10 protein-coding genes are annotated in these 14,526 nt (G+C 45.4%); 2 read left to right on the forward strand and 8 right to left on the reverse strand.

Annotation, left to right across the window (positions count from 1 at the left end; all coding sequences use genetic code 11):
• Positions 1 to 138 precede the first annotated feature (138 nt).
• From NYE58_RS34345 to NYE58_RS34360, 4 genes are all read right to left on the reverse strand, one after another.
• Positions 139 to 1,797, reverse strand: a complete 1,659-nt coding sequence (locus tag NYE58_RS34345) for a hypothetical protein (protein WP_076220347.1) — start codon at positions 1,795 to 1,797, stop codon at positions 139 to 141.
• Positions 1,790 to 2,596, reverse strand: a complete 807-nt coding sequence (locus NYE58_RS34350; protein ID WP_036682032.1) for an ABC transporter ATP-binding protein — start codon at positions 2,594 to 2,596, stop codon at positions 1,790 to 1,792. The genes NYE58_RS34345 and NYE58_RS34350 overlap by 8 nt, the downstream gene beginning before the upstream one ends.
• 680 nt (positions 2,597 to 3,276) lie before the next feature.
• A complete protein-coding gene (locus NYE58_RS34355) occupies positions 3,277 to 6,996 on the reverse strand; it encodes an S-layer homology domain-containing protein (RefSeq protein WP_341004084.1) in 3,720 nt (1,239 codons plus the stop codon).
• Between the two features lie 73 nt (positions 6,997 to 7,069).
• On the reverse strand, positions 7,070 to 7,840 hold the full coding sequence (locus NYE58_RS34360; RefSeq protein ID WP_076219136.1) for a hypothetical protein: 771 nt from the start codon (positions 7,838 to 7,840) through the stop codon (positions 7,070 to 7,072).
• A 356-nt stretch (positions 7,841 to 8,196) separates the two neighbouring features.
• Here NYE58_RS34360 and NYE58_RS34365 point away from each other — a divergent pair, with 356 nt between their 5' ends.
• Complete coding sequence (locus NYE58_RS34365; protein WP_036682429.1) at positions 8,197 to 9,552, forward strand: dicarboxylate/amino acid:cation symporter; 1,356 nt, start codon at positions 8,197 to 8,199, stop codon at positions 9,550 to 9,552.
• Positions 9,553 to 9,640: 88 nt separating this feature from the next.
• Here NYE58_RS34365 and NYE58_RS34370 read toward each other — a convergent pair whose 3' ends face one another.
• From NYE58_RS34370 to NYE58_RS34385, 4 genes are all read right to left on the reverse strand, one after another.
• A complete protein-coding gene (locus NYE58_RS34370; RefSeq protein WP_076219135.1) occupies positions 9,641 to 10,636 on the reverse strand; it encodes a Gfo/Idh/MocA family protein in 996 nt (331 codons plus the stop codon).
• Positions 10,637 to 10,798: 162 nt separating this feature from the next.
• The gene (gene menA, locus NYE58_RS34375) at positions 10,799 to 11,752 is read right to left on the reverse strand and encodes a 1,4-dihydroxy-2-naphthoate polyprenyltransferase (RefSeq protein WP_341004086.1); all 954 of its coding nucleotides are present in this window, start codon (positions 11,750 to 11,752) and stop codon (positions 10,799 to 10,801) included.
• A 38-nt stretch (positions 11,753 to 11,790) separates the two neighbouring features.
• Complete coding sequence (locus tag NYE58_RS34380) at positions 11,791 to 12,567, reverse strand: DUF6081 family protein (protein ID WP_256721868.1); 777 nt, start codon at positions 12,565 to 12,567, stop codon at positions 11,791 to 11,793.
• A 35-nt stretch (positions 12,568 to 12,602) separates the two neighbouring features.
• Positions 12,603 to 13,520: a prenyltransferase gene (locus NYE58_RS34385; RefSeq protein ID WP_341004089.1), complete on the reverse strand. Its 918-nt coding sequence runs from the start codon at positions 13,518 to 13,520 to the stop codon at positions 12,603 to 12,605.
• 336 nt (positions 13,521 to 13,856) lie between these two features.
• Between NYE58_RS34385 and NYE58_RS34390 the strand changes: the two genes are divergently transcribed.
• Positions 13,857 to 14,480: an acetate uptake transporter gene (locus NYE58_RS34390; RefSeq protein ID WP_036682044.1), complete on the forward strand. Its 624-nt coding sequence runs from the start codon at positions 13,857 to 13,859 to the stop codon at positions 14,478 to 14,480.
• The last annotated feature ends 46 nt before the right edge of the window (positions 14,481 to 14,526 follow it).

Below are 14,526 nucleotides of genomic sequence, written 5' to 3' on the forward strand. Positions count from 1 at the left end.
GCGTAAAGATTATAGGTTATCCCTGAAAAGCAACTTTAGATGTATTCTACCTTGTATTCAGCCGATTGTCTAAGAAAATACTGGAATTTATACCCTTTTTTTATGTCGGCAAAAAATGTCCATATTTGACGCATTCACTTACCCCGAAAAGTTGGATATGTGACCTGTGGTTGATGGGGTTTTGGGGAAGGTCTTTCGCCATAACCATTGATTCAAAACTACCAGAACTAACAGATAGATGTAAATTCCTCCGGTAAATAAAGTGAAGACGTAATGAATACCCGCCATCCCCATCAGCAAAAACATAAGCATGAAGGCGACTCCAGTGTAATCCTTTTGTTTGGCTGCCTCATAACGCTCTGAAAAAGGTAAGCTCCGCGGATAAACACGAAAGCAGATGACTGAGAAAATCAGCATGGCGAATAATACCACTACTAAATCAGGTACAATGTGCACACCGAACAACAGAATGAACAATACCGCATCTACAGCAAATAAAGGCAAGACTAGCCGTAGCAGTGCCGCCTTAAGCATCCCACGGTAAATAGGCGTGCTATCGGGTAAAGGAATCAGCCTATAAATCCAAGCTCCTTTATAACTTGTAGAGTATCGTAGCATCTGTATTACAGTCTGCATTAACATCGTGCAGAAATAGATTAACAAGTACACTTTTGAACCTTTAAGGGAACCATCATAACTATTCTGCAATATACCAAATATAAAAATAAACGGGAATGCGATAGAAAAGCCAAGTGCAGGATAGACCTTCAGCTTAAAATCGCGCTCATTCTTCATCATGGACCAAGTAAACCGAAAGAAAATCCCCTCTGCCGGTTCCTTGCATACTCTGCGCGAGAGCCACTCTGCGATCTGGCCCTTGTCTTTTCCACCGGAGCCTTGCTCCGCCAGCTTTTGCAAATTCCGTTCAAACTGCGGCATCAGCTTAATATAGGCTGCGATCAGTACAAGTGGGGTTATCAAAGCCAGCATTGAAAGAATGAAGTAATAGGGTTCTCTAGCTCCACCAAGCAACAGTTCAAACGGAGCCGCGAACCAAACCGGAAAAATAAAGTACTGCCACCAAGCAGGATGATAAGCAGCGCCAAGCTCAGTGAGGTTGAACAACCGGGAGATGAATTGATAGCCCACCATTATTCCGATCGTCAAAAGGATTTGCGTATAATTTATAATATCCTTGAGCTTCTCCCCATCAAAAAACCGCATGATCATCAGGTAGAGCAGTGCAGTTATTACGAGGATAAAACAGTCTAACAAGACAATTGTCACCGCATACATCAGAAAAAAAGCGATACCCTGCTTAAATAGGCTGAATACCAAAGATGGACCAGTGATCGACAATGTAACTGTCCCTAAGTAGAGAAGTACGTGGATGGTTTTGGCCATATTTAAGGTGGTACGGTTGACGGGTTTGGAAAAAAGAATATTTTTATCACGTAAATCAAGCATTACTGAAGAAAAGTCAGAGATCAGGGTTGTGGAGACAAAAAACATAATGATCCCAAAGGTTAAGCTCATTTGCAGCATATAGTGATCCTTGGATAGCGTTAGCGGAATTAATATTAAACCAAACAGTAAATAAATCCACTGTAATCGCAAGGGTGAACCTTCTTTAGCGTTCTCCTTTTTCTGCATACCTGCAAGCGCTGTAGGCGTTCTTCTTCCGTCCATGGTCAGTTTGATCTGTAAAATACTCCGCATGGTGTCGTAATCGACTCCAAATCTTATAAAGGCACCCCGCAGCTTATCCAACAGCCTCAGCACGAAGAAATCAGTCATAAGAGGATACCTCTTGCTCCTGCATGACCGCAACAAATTCACCAGCGATATCACGGTATTTATCAAATCCGGTTAATTGATTGAAAATATCTTCAAGCGTCCCTTCGCGGCCTTTCTCCTTCAGCTCTGCAAAACTTCCGTCCGCCACAATATCCCCGCCATCAATCAAAATGATCCGGCTGCTGATTTTCTCAACCACATCCATGATATGTGAGGAGTAAAAAATGGTCTTCCCCCTTGCTGCCAGCGATGCAAAAATCTCCTTCACTATCATCACGCTATTAGCATCCAAACCACTCAGCGGTTCATCCAGGAATAAAATATCAGGGTCATGCAGCATGCTGGAGATAAGCAGCACCTTTTGCTTCATCCCTTTTGAGAACGAAGAAATCCGCATATCGTAAGACTTCTCCAAACCTAACAGTGTAGTTAATTTTTTGGCCTTGTAGTCCGCCTCCGCGCGGCCTAACCCATACAGCTCGCCAACAAAGGTTAGATACTCTCTTGCAGTGAGGCTATCATATAATTCGGCTACCTCCGGCACATAACCTATACGTTTCTTGTAAGAAACATCTCCATCGGCAATATCCTTACCGAAAATCTCCACTTTACCGTTATATCCTTCTACCAGACCGAGCATAATCTTCACCGTTGTACTCTTGCCTGCCCCGTTAGGGCCGATATAACCAATAATTTGTCCTCTATATACCTTAAGATCAATTCCCTTTAGCACCATTCGGTCTGTATAGTTCATCCATAAACCTGAAATCGCTATGACCGGATCGTCAGCTAAACCCATATCTCAGTCCCCTTTCTAGTAACTAATCAATAATGTGAAATATTACTACTTTATGTAATTACAATAATTGTATCATTTAGTAGAATCCTCTTCCATGATTTAGTCTGCTAATCTTATGTCTAGTTAAAAAAAGAGTGGCCATTAGGCCACCCACTAGAGATTTATAGCGAAAGGCAGCGCCACCGATGCCACGAAATGGCTGTTGGCACCCCCTTTATTTGAGCAAACCGGCCTAAGATCAGCGTACGTTTGGTCGGGTAGCATTTATAAGTAAGAGAGCGAGCACGCTAGCGGACACAGCTGACCTTATACGCGGCTTTTTCCCACATTTGGAGTGCTAAAGGACCCCATAGTCGCTATCAGCATGAAAACCACCCTAAACGCATCTTTTTCTAAGTGATAGCGTCGCTGGAGTCCGAAACTATGCCCCAAAGGCTGGAAAGCGGAAAATAACGTCATCCGGGTCCGAAAGCCGCGCCGATAATGAATGAGCTGCTGAATCAAGCGGGCAAGAGGACAAGCGGACAGGGCAAGTGCAACCAGCCAGCTAACAAACAAAAAAGCAGAGCAGCGATACTCCAATAAAGGAGGAATCGCTGCTCTGCTGCCTTAGTCAAACCAATTCGCCGCATTCATAGTTGACGCTACTTATGTGACGTCCGCTATGTCTTAGTGGCTGATTATTTGGATAGCAAATTGTAAATAACCTGTGCTGCTTCTGCTCTTGTAGTGACTTCCTTCGGATTGAGTTTACCGTTCGCTCCGGTCACTATGCCTCTCTCTACCAGCGCTTGAAGGGCTTCTTGTGCATAACCAGCGATCTGTCCAGCATCGCTAAAGCCAGAAAGCGTGGCCGCCGTCTTCTCAGATGGCAGTTCACCTAGCGCTACAAGCGAGCGGTACAAGAGTGTAAATAGCTCCTGCCTAGTGATCTGAATATCTGGCTGGAATTGATTATCTCCAGAACCCGTTGCTACCCCAAGACGCTTAGCTGTAGCAAGATAATTCGTATAGTACGTATTGCCTGCATCTGCAAAATTATCAGCAGCAATGGCATCCGGTGTGATGTCATAAGCCTTGAGCAACAAGACGATGAACTGCCCTCTAGTGATTGCAGCATTCGGACTGTAATGTTCGGCATCCGTACCAGATGTGATACTGCGTGCTGCCAAGAAACCTACTGCATGGCTATACCATGATGCCTCTGGAACATCTGCAAAGCTCACCTGATTATATCCAATAATATATTGGGAGAAATGTGTGGTTACGAAATCTACAGTTCCCTTGGCGGCATTGTAATTTCCACGTACATTGTCCAAGCTTCCAGTGCTGTTAATGTGATACACAATAACCGCATCTGACCGTTCTCCTGCTTGCAGCACATACGGTACGCTGATACGAACACTCCCCCCACCGAAGGTGGAAATCGTACTTTCACCCGCTATAACCGACAAGTCATAAACCGGTCTGTCTCCGAGAACCGCCTTGCCTTCTGCCGTTAATGACACCTTCGCGATTCTAACAATGATGTCTCCGGCATCTGAAGCTGCACTAATGCTCGCCAATGATTTGGCATCGAACGTAATCGTACCCACATTCTCATAATCAATGGTAATCTCCACCTTCGTTCCGGCGGCTAACTCATTAATTATGCTTCTTGGAAGAGTAAGATCAGCTGTTTGAGAATCCGAAGTAGCTGCAACTTTAATTTCAAGAACAGCCTTCTTCCCATCAGCTTCTGCCTTCTTAGCGAGACTCACAAATTCAGCAGCCGTTTCTTTTGTGATCGTTGCAGTAGTAACTCCTGTGGTTTTATCCGTTTTAGTTACTGCTGTTGCTGATAGGTTCACGGTATTCCCTGCTGTTGCCGCAGCAACCAGTTGCGGGCTTGCTGATGGTGTTGGTGTAGTCGTGCTCGGTGTAGAATTGCCACCCGATCCACCTGTTCCAGGATCTGAAATAGGCACATAGGCCGGAACCACAATGTCAGTCGCTGGACTTGCCTTATAACCTTCTTTGGCTGCGTATCTCACTTGATACGTGCCCGGTATTAATCCTGTAATTTCTTTATCTGGTGCATACACATAATTAGTTACACTAGACAGCTTATATTCTAAGGCTGTCGTGGTTCCCGTAATTCTTCCATCGTTGTTCGCTGCCGAGGTAGGAGCAACTCCCTGTAACCCAGTTGGAGCTGCTTGTTCCGCAGTGAATGCTGGAACGATTACATCTGCTGCTCTACCCGCGTTAAATCCCTCTTTAGCTGCGTATCTTACCTGATAGATACCCGGCACCAGTCCAACAATCTCTACATCTGATGCGTAGACATAATCGGTAACCGTAGACAGCTTATATTCCAGCGCTTTCGTAGTTCCTATAATTTTACCGTCATCATTAGCTGCACTGGTTGGTGCTACACCTACTAATCCTGTAGGTGCCGCTTGCTCACCATATGCCGGGACCTCAACTGTAGCGTCTTTACCAACGCTGTATCCCTCTTTTGCCGCATATCGCACATTATAGAAGCCCGGAGTAAGACCAGTGATGGCTACACCTGTTACAGGCTTATAATCAACTTCTCCAACGCCTTTATACTCCTGTCCTTCAGCAGAACCCGTAATTTGCCCATCATCATTAGCTTCAGAAGTAGGCGCTACACCTACCAGTCCTGTCGGGGCTGCTTGTTGATGCGTGTAAGCAGGAACTTCCACACTTACGTCTTCGCCAGCATTATAAGGAATGATTGTGGGTCCAGCTGCGGAGGTTGGCCCTTGATAGCCCGATGTTGCGGCATATCTTACCTTATATACACCAGGTGCAAGCCCTGTGATAGCTGATCCCGAAACTGGGGTGTAAGCCTCGTCTCCAGCAAGCTTAAATTCCAATGCTGCACTGGTGCCTACAATTTGCCCATCCTTATTGTCGGCCGTTGTTGGTGCTACACCCGTAAGTCCTGCCGGCACAGCTTCGAGCCTGGAGAATATTTTATCCAGTGCTGTTGTAGTGTTATTGTATCTCGCTCCGATTGGGTAATTAGCCTGCACGTAATCCGGTTGGATATTCGTCCAGCTGTACATAAGTTCAACATGCCCTAGAATCGGTGTGTTTTTGCCTCCTGCATCCCTGTTGTCCTTGTTATAAGTGAACAGATATGGAACCTGAAGTCTGTCTCCGCTCACAGTGTTTCCAAGTCCGTCTACATAACTAATTACAGTTGGTTTAGCAGTTGTATTGTTTTCGGTCTTGATATTGGTCAGATAAGTACGAACCAGATCAACATAAAGCTGCGCATACGGATGATTGGTGGTTCTAATCTGAAGCTCATTATTATTATGCGGATTCGCACTGCCCTTAGTGCCGCTGTTGTTATTAGGCTCAGCAACGGTCACACCAGCATCCAGCTTAGTGTCGAAGAAGTAGATCTTATGGATATTATGTTTTTTGGCATATTCGTTGATATATTTAATCACCGCTTGCGTGTTAGGGCACCACGAGCCGCCTAACAAAATCGCATAGTTTCCCTCACTCGCTAAAATTTGCTTCAGCTGATGATAGGTCACATGTTCATAAACAAGCGTGCCATCCGCTTCGTTGAAGATCGTAGGTTTGCCCTCATTTTCCCCTTCATAGTTCTTATTAAATGCCGCCTTGATATAAGCCGACTCGTCGATAGTGTCATATTGGGTAGCGGCACCCAGCACCTCACTTACTGATGTTTTATACGCATTAACCTTCGCCGCATCAAGTGTTCCGTTCGTCAGGAACTCATTCCACGAATAGCTCTTATCCAGGTAGGATACGACAGGAGCACTATTTCCCTGTGCATCCTTGTGATCCTTGTTGTATACCAATAAGAATGGAGACTCGAGCTTGTTAGCAGTCACAACTTCCCCGTTTGTATTGGTATAGCTGACATTGCGTTCTGGATCATCTTTGGAAGACAGATTTAAATTCTTCAAATACTTGTTGACCAGATCAACATATTTATAGGCAAATTTATTATTGCTGTCTGCAATCTGAAGGGTGTCCCCGTCCAGCTTAGTATCAAAGTTATAAATCGTAGAGATGCCATATTCCTTAGCTGCCTCGTTGATAAAGCCGATATCAGCCTGTGTATTCTCGCTCCAAGCACCGCCAACCAGAACAGCGTATGTGCCTTCACTCTCAAAAAGATGAACGATATCTTCATACGTCGCTGTTTTAAATACATGGTTAGCATCATTTAGACGGTCATAGACATGACTGAAATAGTCAAACTGGTTAACGCCGCCTTGTGAAGAGGTTATCGCCTCTGCGGTATCCGGATTAGCATAAACTCTTCCTGCCTGAGTAGGCAGGATTAGCAGGGAGGCTGCCAGCAGCAGCGTTACAATTTTTTTGAAGGTTAATGGTCGTATCATTATGTGCACCTCGCCTTAAATAGGTTTATGGGAAGAATGGGCTGAAAGGAATCCTGAATGAGCCTGCTGCTCATCAAGGACAAACCTCTTCCTCAGCGGCTGGTGCCGGTGCGGGTGCCTGAACCGTTTCCGCTGGAGCAGGAGCTGGTGCGCTGACCGTGGATGCAGGTGCAGAAGACGATGTTTTCGGTTGAGAAGACTCAACTACCGGAGCCGGGGTCGCTTTAACTACCTCTGTGGTAGAGAAGGTTATAGCTTTTTTGGAAGGTGTCTCCGTTGCTTTTGATACGGGAGCGGCGGTTTCCTTAGGCTGTTCAGATAAAACAGGAGCGGCGGTCGGCTGAACGGCTTTAGCGGTTACGTTTGCTTTTGGAGCAGTCGTAGGCGCAGCAGTTGGCACAGGCGTTGCCGCGCTGGTTTGCGGTTTAACAGATGCAGATACCGTTGTTGCAGCTGTTGCCGTCTTAGCGGTGTCCGCAGCCGGGGATGCAGCTGCTTTAGGCTGAACTGCACCCGCTTCTGGAGCTGCTGAAGCCACAACCTTCGCCGCAGAATCAAAAGCTGCGGCTGGGGCCGCAGTAGCTTCTGCCGTGACTGTCTCAGCTGCTGGAGCCGAAGCTTCCGGCTGGACAGCTTCTGTTACAGCAGCCGCAGTAGCTTCTGCCTGAACAACAACTGCTGCCGCAGAAGTAGCTGCTGGTAAAGCTGCTGCGGTTACTGCTGTATTACTACTCTCTTGAATGGGTGCTGCCTCTGCTGTTTTTTTGTTAGCGGATACCGCGGCATACGTCAATGCGGAGAAGACGATAGCGGCGGCAACCAAAGAGATCGAAAGCTTTTTCATATGTGTACCATCCTTTTCAAATAAAATAAGAAACCCCTTCACTACATTCTTGTACCTTAAATCCGTAACTCTCCCTTCTCTAAAGTAAAAAAAAAGAGACTCAACGGGACGCAATTTACGCGTCTTTCGTTGAATCTCCGGCTGTCCAGTCGATTCCAATTGGCTTGTGATTAAGTTCCATATTATTCATGCCATAGTGCCTTGTCAATCAATTTTTATTTTTCACATGGTTTTTATCGGAATTAATTATTTTTAACATATAATTACATTGACTTTACTATAAATTCTATATAGATTGATCTCAATAGGATTAATCACATTAAAAAACTAGGTTTAAGGGGGTATTGGTAGTGAACATAGATAACAACTTATTATCGGCCATCGAAACGAACTGGTATGGATTTGTCGCCTCCATATTTGTGTTTGCAATTTTGTTTCTACTGGCACGTAAACGAATTGGATTTGGTACCCGGGTACTCATCGGACTTGGCATCGGACTTATTGCCGGTATATTCTTTCAGTACTTCGATTTAGAGACCAAAGCTATTAGCACATTCGGCAGCATTTATGTCAGCTTGATCCGCATGCTCGTCATTCCTTTAGTATTCGTACTCGTATTAAACAGCATTTCTTCCTTAACCAATCTGGAGTATCTACGCAAAATCGGGATCAAAACCTTCGCCTGGTTCCTCGGAACAACGGGCATCGCTTCTATTATCGGCCTATCCGTTGCGCTGCTGTTCAATCCCGGCCAAGGTATACAACAAGATGTACCCGCAGATTTTGCAGCCCGTGAAATCCCGACCTTCTCCCAGGTTATCCTCGATCTTGTTCCATCTAACCCTGTTAATGAAGCAGCTACGGGTAAGGTTGTGCCTCTACTCATTTTCGCGATCTTCCTAGCAGTGGCTATAATCAAGATTGGCTCCAAGAAACCGGAAGCCGTCAAGCCTGTACGTGATCTTATTGAATCCCTGACACTGATACTGCATCAGGTTGTGAAATTCATTATTCGCCTGACGCCTTATGGCGTATTCGCACTGATTGCCGGAATCACCGCACGTTATGGCTGGGAGACGTTGCAGGAGCTAGGCAGTGTAATTATAACCTCGTACGTAGCAATGATTATACATTTTGTACTTATCTTTGGCGGATTGGTTCTATTAGTAGCGAAGGTGAATCCAATTCGTTTCTTCCGCAAAGTGTATCCAACCATTACCGTTGCCTTCACAACCAGAAGCAGCTACGCAACCCTACCGGTCAATCTAGAAGTGATTACGAAGCGGCTTCATGTCTCCCCGCGGATCGCGAGCTTTATCGCACCGTTAGGGGCATCTGTGAACTTTAATGCGTGCGGTGGGATTTGGCCAGCTATTGTGGCTGTATTTACCGCCCAAGTATTCGGTATTGATCTGAACTGGACCGACTATATTACACTGGTATTAGTAAGTATTATTTCTTCCATTGGTGTAGCTGGCGTACCTGGACCAGCCGTAATCTCCACCACAGTAGTCTTAACTGCTCTCGGCCTGCCGCTTGAAGGAATCGCTATCGTTGCAGGTGTTGAAGCGCTCATCGATATGGGCCGTACCGCTGTAAACGCAACTGGAACAGCTGTAACAGCTCTGTTAGTAGCTAATTCCGAAGGTGAATTTGACCGCGAAGCGTTTAATAGCAATGATGACGATGATATTCTCTTGAGCACCGTGTAAAAGCTGAAACTGTAAAAACCTCCGGAATCTGCGTAAAGCAGAGCGCCCGGAGGTTTTTTTTGCATAGATTCCTATTGGATTCATCTTCTTATAGCATACTAATTCTTTCCCGCTTTTTAGCAGAAGCTAGACAAGTCTCGATCAATTGCATGCCCAGCACTGCATCCTCAGGTGCAAAGAATTTTTTTCCTGTAAATACTGCGGCGGCAAAATCATCGACCTCCCGTGTATAGGGATTCGCCCCGGTGGCATCAACCCGTCTTACCCCTTCTCCCGTATGCACAAAAAATTCAGCATCCTCATCTCTAGCATTAAAAGGCATAGGCACTTCAACCATTCCATCGGTCCCCAGAATCTCTAACAGCTGGCGGTTATATGCCCACATCCCGCAATCAAAAATCAAGCTTAGCCCCTTCGGAAACTCTACCAGTCCTGAAGCCATCATATCTACGTTGTCATGCTCCGGAGAGAACATAGCATGTACTGTCACGGCTTCCGGCTCAGCTCCGAACAGCAGTCGTGCTGCACTTAGCGGATAACAGCCGATATCATAAAGCGAGCCGCCGCCCCAAGCGGATTTAAAGCGAATATTAGAGGTATCTGTAGCGTCATTATAAGTAAAAGTGCCTCGAATGGAGCGTAATTCGCCAATTTCACCGCTAGCTATAATCTCTTGCAATTCCGCAATCCGAGGATGATGCCGATACATATAAGCTTCTGCCAAATGGACTCCAGCATCATTACAAGCTTTTACCATCTCAGCCGCTTCTTCACTGTTCATCGCGATCGGTTTCTCACATAAGATATGTTTTCCAGCTTCCGCCGCACGGATTACCCATTCCCGATGGAGGTGATTTGGCAGTGGAATATACACCGCATCAATATCCTTATCCGCCAGTAATTCCTCATAGCTGCCGTAAGCTTTATCTATTCCGAACTCTGCGGCTACAGCGCTGCTTTTTTCTAAACCGCGACTGGCTACCGCTGTAATCATTCCCGTCTCCGAATCCATTATAGCCGGCATCACTGAACCTGTCGCAATCTGCGCACAGCCCATGATTCCCCAGCGAAGTTTTTGCACCATCGTTGCTAACCTTCTTCCTTATAGATTACTTACTATACTTAAAGCCACCTTATCATAGAATGAAACGTTTCTCTAACAGAAAGAAGCCTGCAAATTGCAAAAAACAGTGCCAAAAGGAGCTCCAACCCCGATAGACACTGCTTTTATATAAAATATGAATGTTTATATTAGTGCATTTAACAGCACAGCCGCACCCAGCACAACTATACGCGCAAGGTTCATCAATACGAAGTTTTTGACGGCAAGAATAAAGGTACTCGCCTTCTCCTGTTTCTCTGTGAACAAGGCAATATTTCGGCGAAGCGGGATCAGCGTAAGTAGAATCAACAGAACCAGAATAGGGTTAATCCTTAAGATCAGCAGCACTACAAGATCCAGATAAGAGACATAGTAGAGATATTTAAAAAGCACAAGCGCATTGCGGCGGCCAATGTACACCGGAAGCGTGTACCTGCGATTCTCCACATCCTCATCAATATCACAAATATTATTAGCGAGCATAATCCCTGCGATCCCCAGAATAGCGGGCACGGAAAACCAGAAAAGGTACAGCACTTCCACGATGTTGATATTCAAGCTGACCCAGCCGTTCTGAAGCAGCAGTGAAACCACATGCTCATCCGTATGGATATAGGCAGAGATAAAAATAATAACAAAGCCCATAAACAAACCCGAGAACAGCTCACCTAACGGCATACGCGAGATGGGAATCGGCCCGAACGAATAAAGTATACCGATCAAGAACGACAGTCCACCCAGCAAAAAGACCAGCAAACCCGTCTGAGTGACAAGCGCAATCCCGCCCCCTGCTGCCAGCGCCAGCAAAATAACAATCGTCGCCACGACGGTGCGCTCTTTTAGCTTAAAATGAACAATCGGATTATGCGTTTCGTAGCCGTAGCCGTGGGTTTTGGAGGCTTTTTTGAAATCGTAATAGTTGTTAATCGCCGTCGTCGCCATATCGAAGCTAAGCAAAGACACGAACATCAATCCAAAACGCAGTACGTAAAAATCCTCAAACCGGTACAGGGCATACAACGTTCCCATTAGAAACGGAATAATACTGGCTACCTTCGTCGGCAGCTCCACAAATCTTAGAAAGCTTTTAATATTCACACCATACACCCTTATCTGTCAAATGAGCCTGCAAGGCATTACTGTTCAGTTGTTGTAACCGTCACTGGGGACCATTCTGCAATAACTGTTTGTCCATGTACAGACACACTGCCTTCAGGACTCAGATCCTTCTCTGTCATAATTCCGAGCGCTACAGTGAAGTTATTGAATTTAAGCGGTATATTTTTCTCGCGGCGTACTTCCGTGCCGTTCAAATAGAATACAGCCTCATCATTGCCACGGTGATAGGTAATACGGTACGTATTGAATTCCCGTGGTTTGAAATCCGTATTTTCTTTAAAGATGCAGAAATATTTCGTTCCAGTGCTTTCTGGCACTTGTACACCCGGGAACGGCAAAATACCATATACACTAGCATATTTGTCATTTCCCGCGAAGAAATCGAGCGCAGCGCCTGTCGTGAAATCCAGCAGGTTCAGCGATACATATCCATCATACAGATCTCCAGGTGCAGTTCCTTGTGTACGGCAACGAATTTGCAGCTCAATGCTAATCTCTCCAGCTTCCGGAATCTCCACTGGCTTGGCTGAATAATACATGTGCTTGGCATTGTCCAGAATTTGCACTTGATGGTTCTCACGAGATAACTTCGCACGTACATACAAGGTATCATTACGAACGATAACTACAGCCTCCGGCTCACGGTAAGCCCAAAATGATCCGTCAGGCAGTGTAAATCCACCCGTCTTCCAGACCTTTCCTTCTTCTAAAATGGAGTGGAAATCCCCAAGAACCATGCGATTGCCTTTAACTTGTTGTTCTTCTGCCATCAATTCCTTGTCCTTCTTTTCCATGAAAGCTCACTCCTTCTGTAGTCCATCTATTAGTATCAGATCAAGCCTTGAATTAATAAAGTTATTGCCATTACTACTCCGCAGCGTACGGAGGCTTTTTGTGAAGCGCCCATCAGCGGGATATAAGCCGGCGAAGCATTATGTTGCTCGAGACTACTGTAAATGCGCAGCGGCCAGAAAGCTGTAACCAGCGCCAGCAGTGCGTAAACAGGAAGTACACCCAACAGCACACAGACTATCACCGAAGCGTAGCCAGTGAAAAGAAGTACCCGTGAGAATACAAGTGCCTTTTGTTCTCCCCATACTACAACAAGCGTAAGCTTACCCGCCTGCTCATCCGCCTTCCAATGTAGGAAATGGTGATTAAACAACAATAATGTAGTTAAAAATCCGACAGGCAGCGAGAGAATTACAGGCTTCATGCTAAACTGACCGGTTTGTACGAAATAGGAGCCTAATACAGGCATAATCCCAAAAGCAATAAAAATGGCCATCTCACTATAACCTTTGCCGCGATAGCCATAACGCAGTGGCGGAGCCACATAGAAATAAGCGATTAAAGCACCAACAAGTACAAACCAGAGGATATTCCAACCGCTATATATACTAAGAATCCCACCACAGATAAGGGCAATCGCCAGCATACTCCAAGTCATCCTTGCATAAAAAGACTCCGAGAGAATCCCACCTGTCAGTAGCCCGGAGTTTGTGCTGATTTCACCAGCGGAATTCTTTGCTTCTGTATCGGTTCCGTTGCGGAAGTCCCACAGATCATTCACCATATTGGAGAACAAATGCGCCGAAATCGCCCCTATTAAGGTAAGAATAAATAAAACCGGATGGAATGTCCCTTCCCATACATATGCCCCAACGGTCCCCAAAACAATCGGGATGAGCATAACAGAAAAACTCCAAAACCGGGTCGCCTTGGTAAATAATGTCCATTTGTTCACTTCAAGCTTACCGCCTTTTTCATATGATTTGATAATAATTATCACTGACTATTATACATCAATTTTCGATAGATTGTGAAGATTATCACTGCATATAATGTCTATTCTTGACATAATACTTCCGTTTGTTTGGTTAAGTATCTTGATAATGGAAGATAAAAATGTAAACCATTCCTTTTTTTCACGCAGGACCCCTATTTTACGACAAAAAATGAGTGTTGTTTTATAGGCAAGCACATACCGATATGATATGATAGGCAAGCCTATGAACAGTGCCCCTTACGGGCTGTTTTTAAGAGCGTAAAACTATATATAATAATGGAGGCTTTTACTGTCATGTCAGCGCAATCCCCTAACACCCAATCTGTCAAAATCGTCACTGCCGACCCTAGCGCCATCGGGCTATTCGGACTGGCTATTGTCACATTGGTCGCTTCTTCACAGAAGCTTGAATTTACAACAGGACTTAGCTACGTTATTCCTTGGGCTATCTTCCTGGGAGCATTCGCGCAGCTATTCGCCGCCATTCAGGATGCTAAGCACAACAATACCTTTGGTATGACCGCCTTTGGCGCCTACGCTTTCTTTTGGTTCGGCATGGCTAGCAGCTGGCTAATCAAGCTTGGCGTATTTGGTCCAACGCTTGCGGAGGCTGTAGATCCTAAGCAGCTCGGATTTGTATTTCTGGGTTACTTGATCTTCACACTCTTTATGACGATTGGTGCCGTTGAGGCAAATAGAGTTCTGCTTATCATTTTTGTATTGATAGATTTTCTCTTTATCGGACTAACCTTTGATTCCTTTGGGATCGCTCCAGAATTCTTCCATAAGCTAGCTGCTTGTGCTGAGCTTGGTATTGGTATCGTGTCCCTTTACGGATGTGGAGCATCCGTGCTAAACGCTCATTTCGGCCGCAGCTTCTTACCGATTGGAGCTCCGCTGGGCATCTTCAAAAAATAGAAATTGTTCTGATCTGAAACTAATACTTTTGCAAGCCGAAAGGATG

This window comes from Paenibacillus sp. FSL L8-0708 (assembly GCF_038009325.1).
GTDB lineage: Bacteria > Bacillota > Bacilli > Paenibacillales > Paenibacillaceae > Paenibacillus_AQ > Paenibacillus_AQ odorifer.

Excerpts from the sequence above, each read along its gene's own strand:
- NYE58_RS34345 (WP_076220347.1), bottom strand. The coding sequence starts at position 1,797 with ATGACTGATTTCTTCGTGCTGAGGCTGTTGGATAAGCTGCGGGGTGCC.
- NYE58_RS34350 (WP_036682032.1), bottom strand. The coding sequence starts at position 2,596 with ATGGGTTTAGCTGACGATCCGGTCATAGCGATTTCAGGTTTATGGATG.
- NYE58_RS34355 (WP_341004084.1), bottom strand. The coding sequence starts at position 6,996 with ATGATACGACCATTAACCTTCAAAAAAATTGTAACGCTGCTGCTGGCA.
- NYE58_RS34360 (WP_076219136.1), bottom strand. The coding sequence starts at position 7,840 with ATGAAAAAGCTTTCGATCTCTTTGGTTGCCGCCGCTATCGTCTTCTCC.
- NYE58_RS34370 (WP_076219135.1), bottom strand. The coding sequence starts at position 10,636 with ATGGTGCAAAAACTTCGCTGGGGAATCATGGGCTGTGCGCAGATTGCG.
- NYE58_RS34380 (WP_256721868.1), bottom strand. The coding sequence starts at position 12,567 with ATGGAAAAGAAGGACAAGGAATTGATGGCAGAAGAACAACAAGTTAAA.
- NYE58_RS34390 (WP_036682044.1), top strand. The coding sequence starts at position 13,857 with ATGTCAGCGCAATCCCCTAACACCCAATCTGTCAAAATCGTCACTGCC.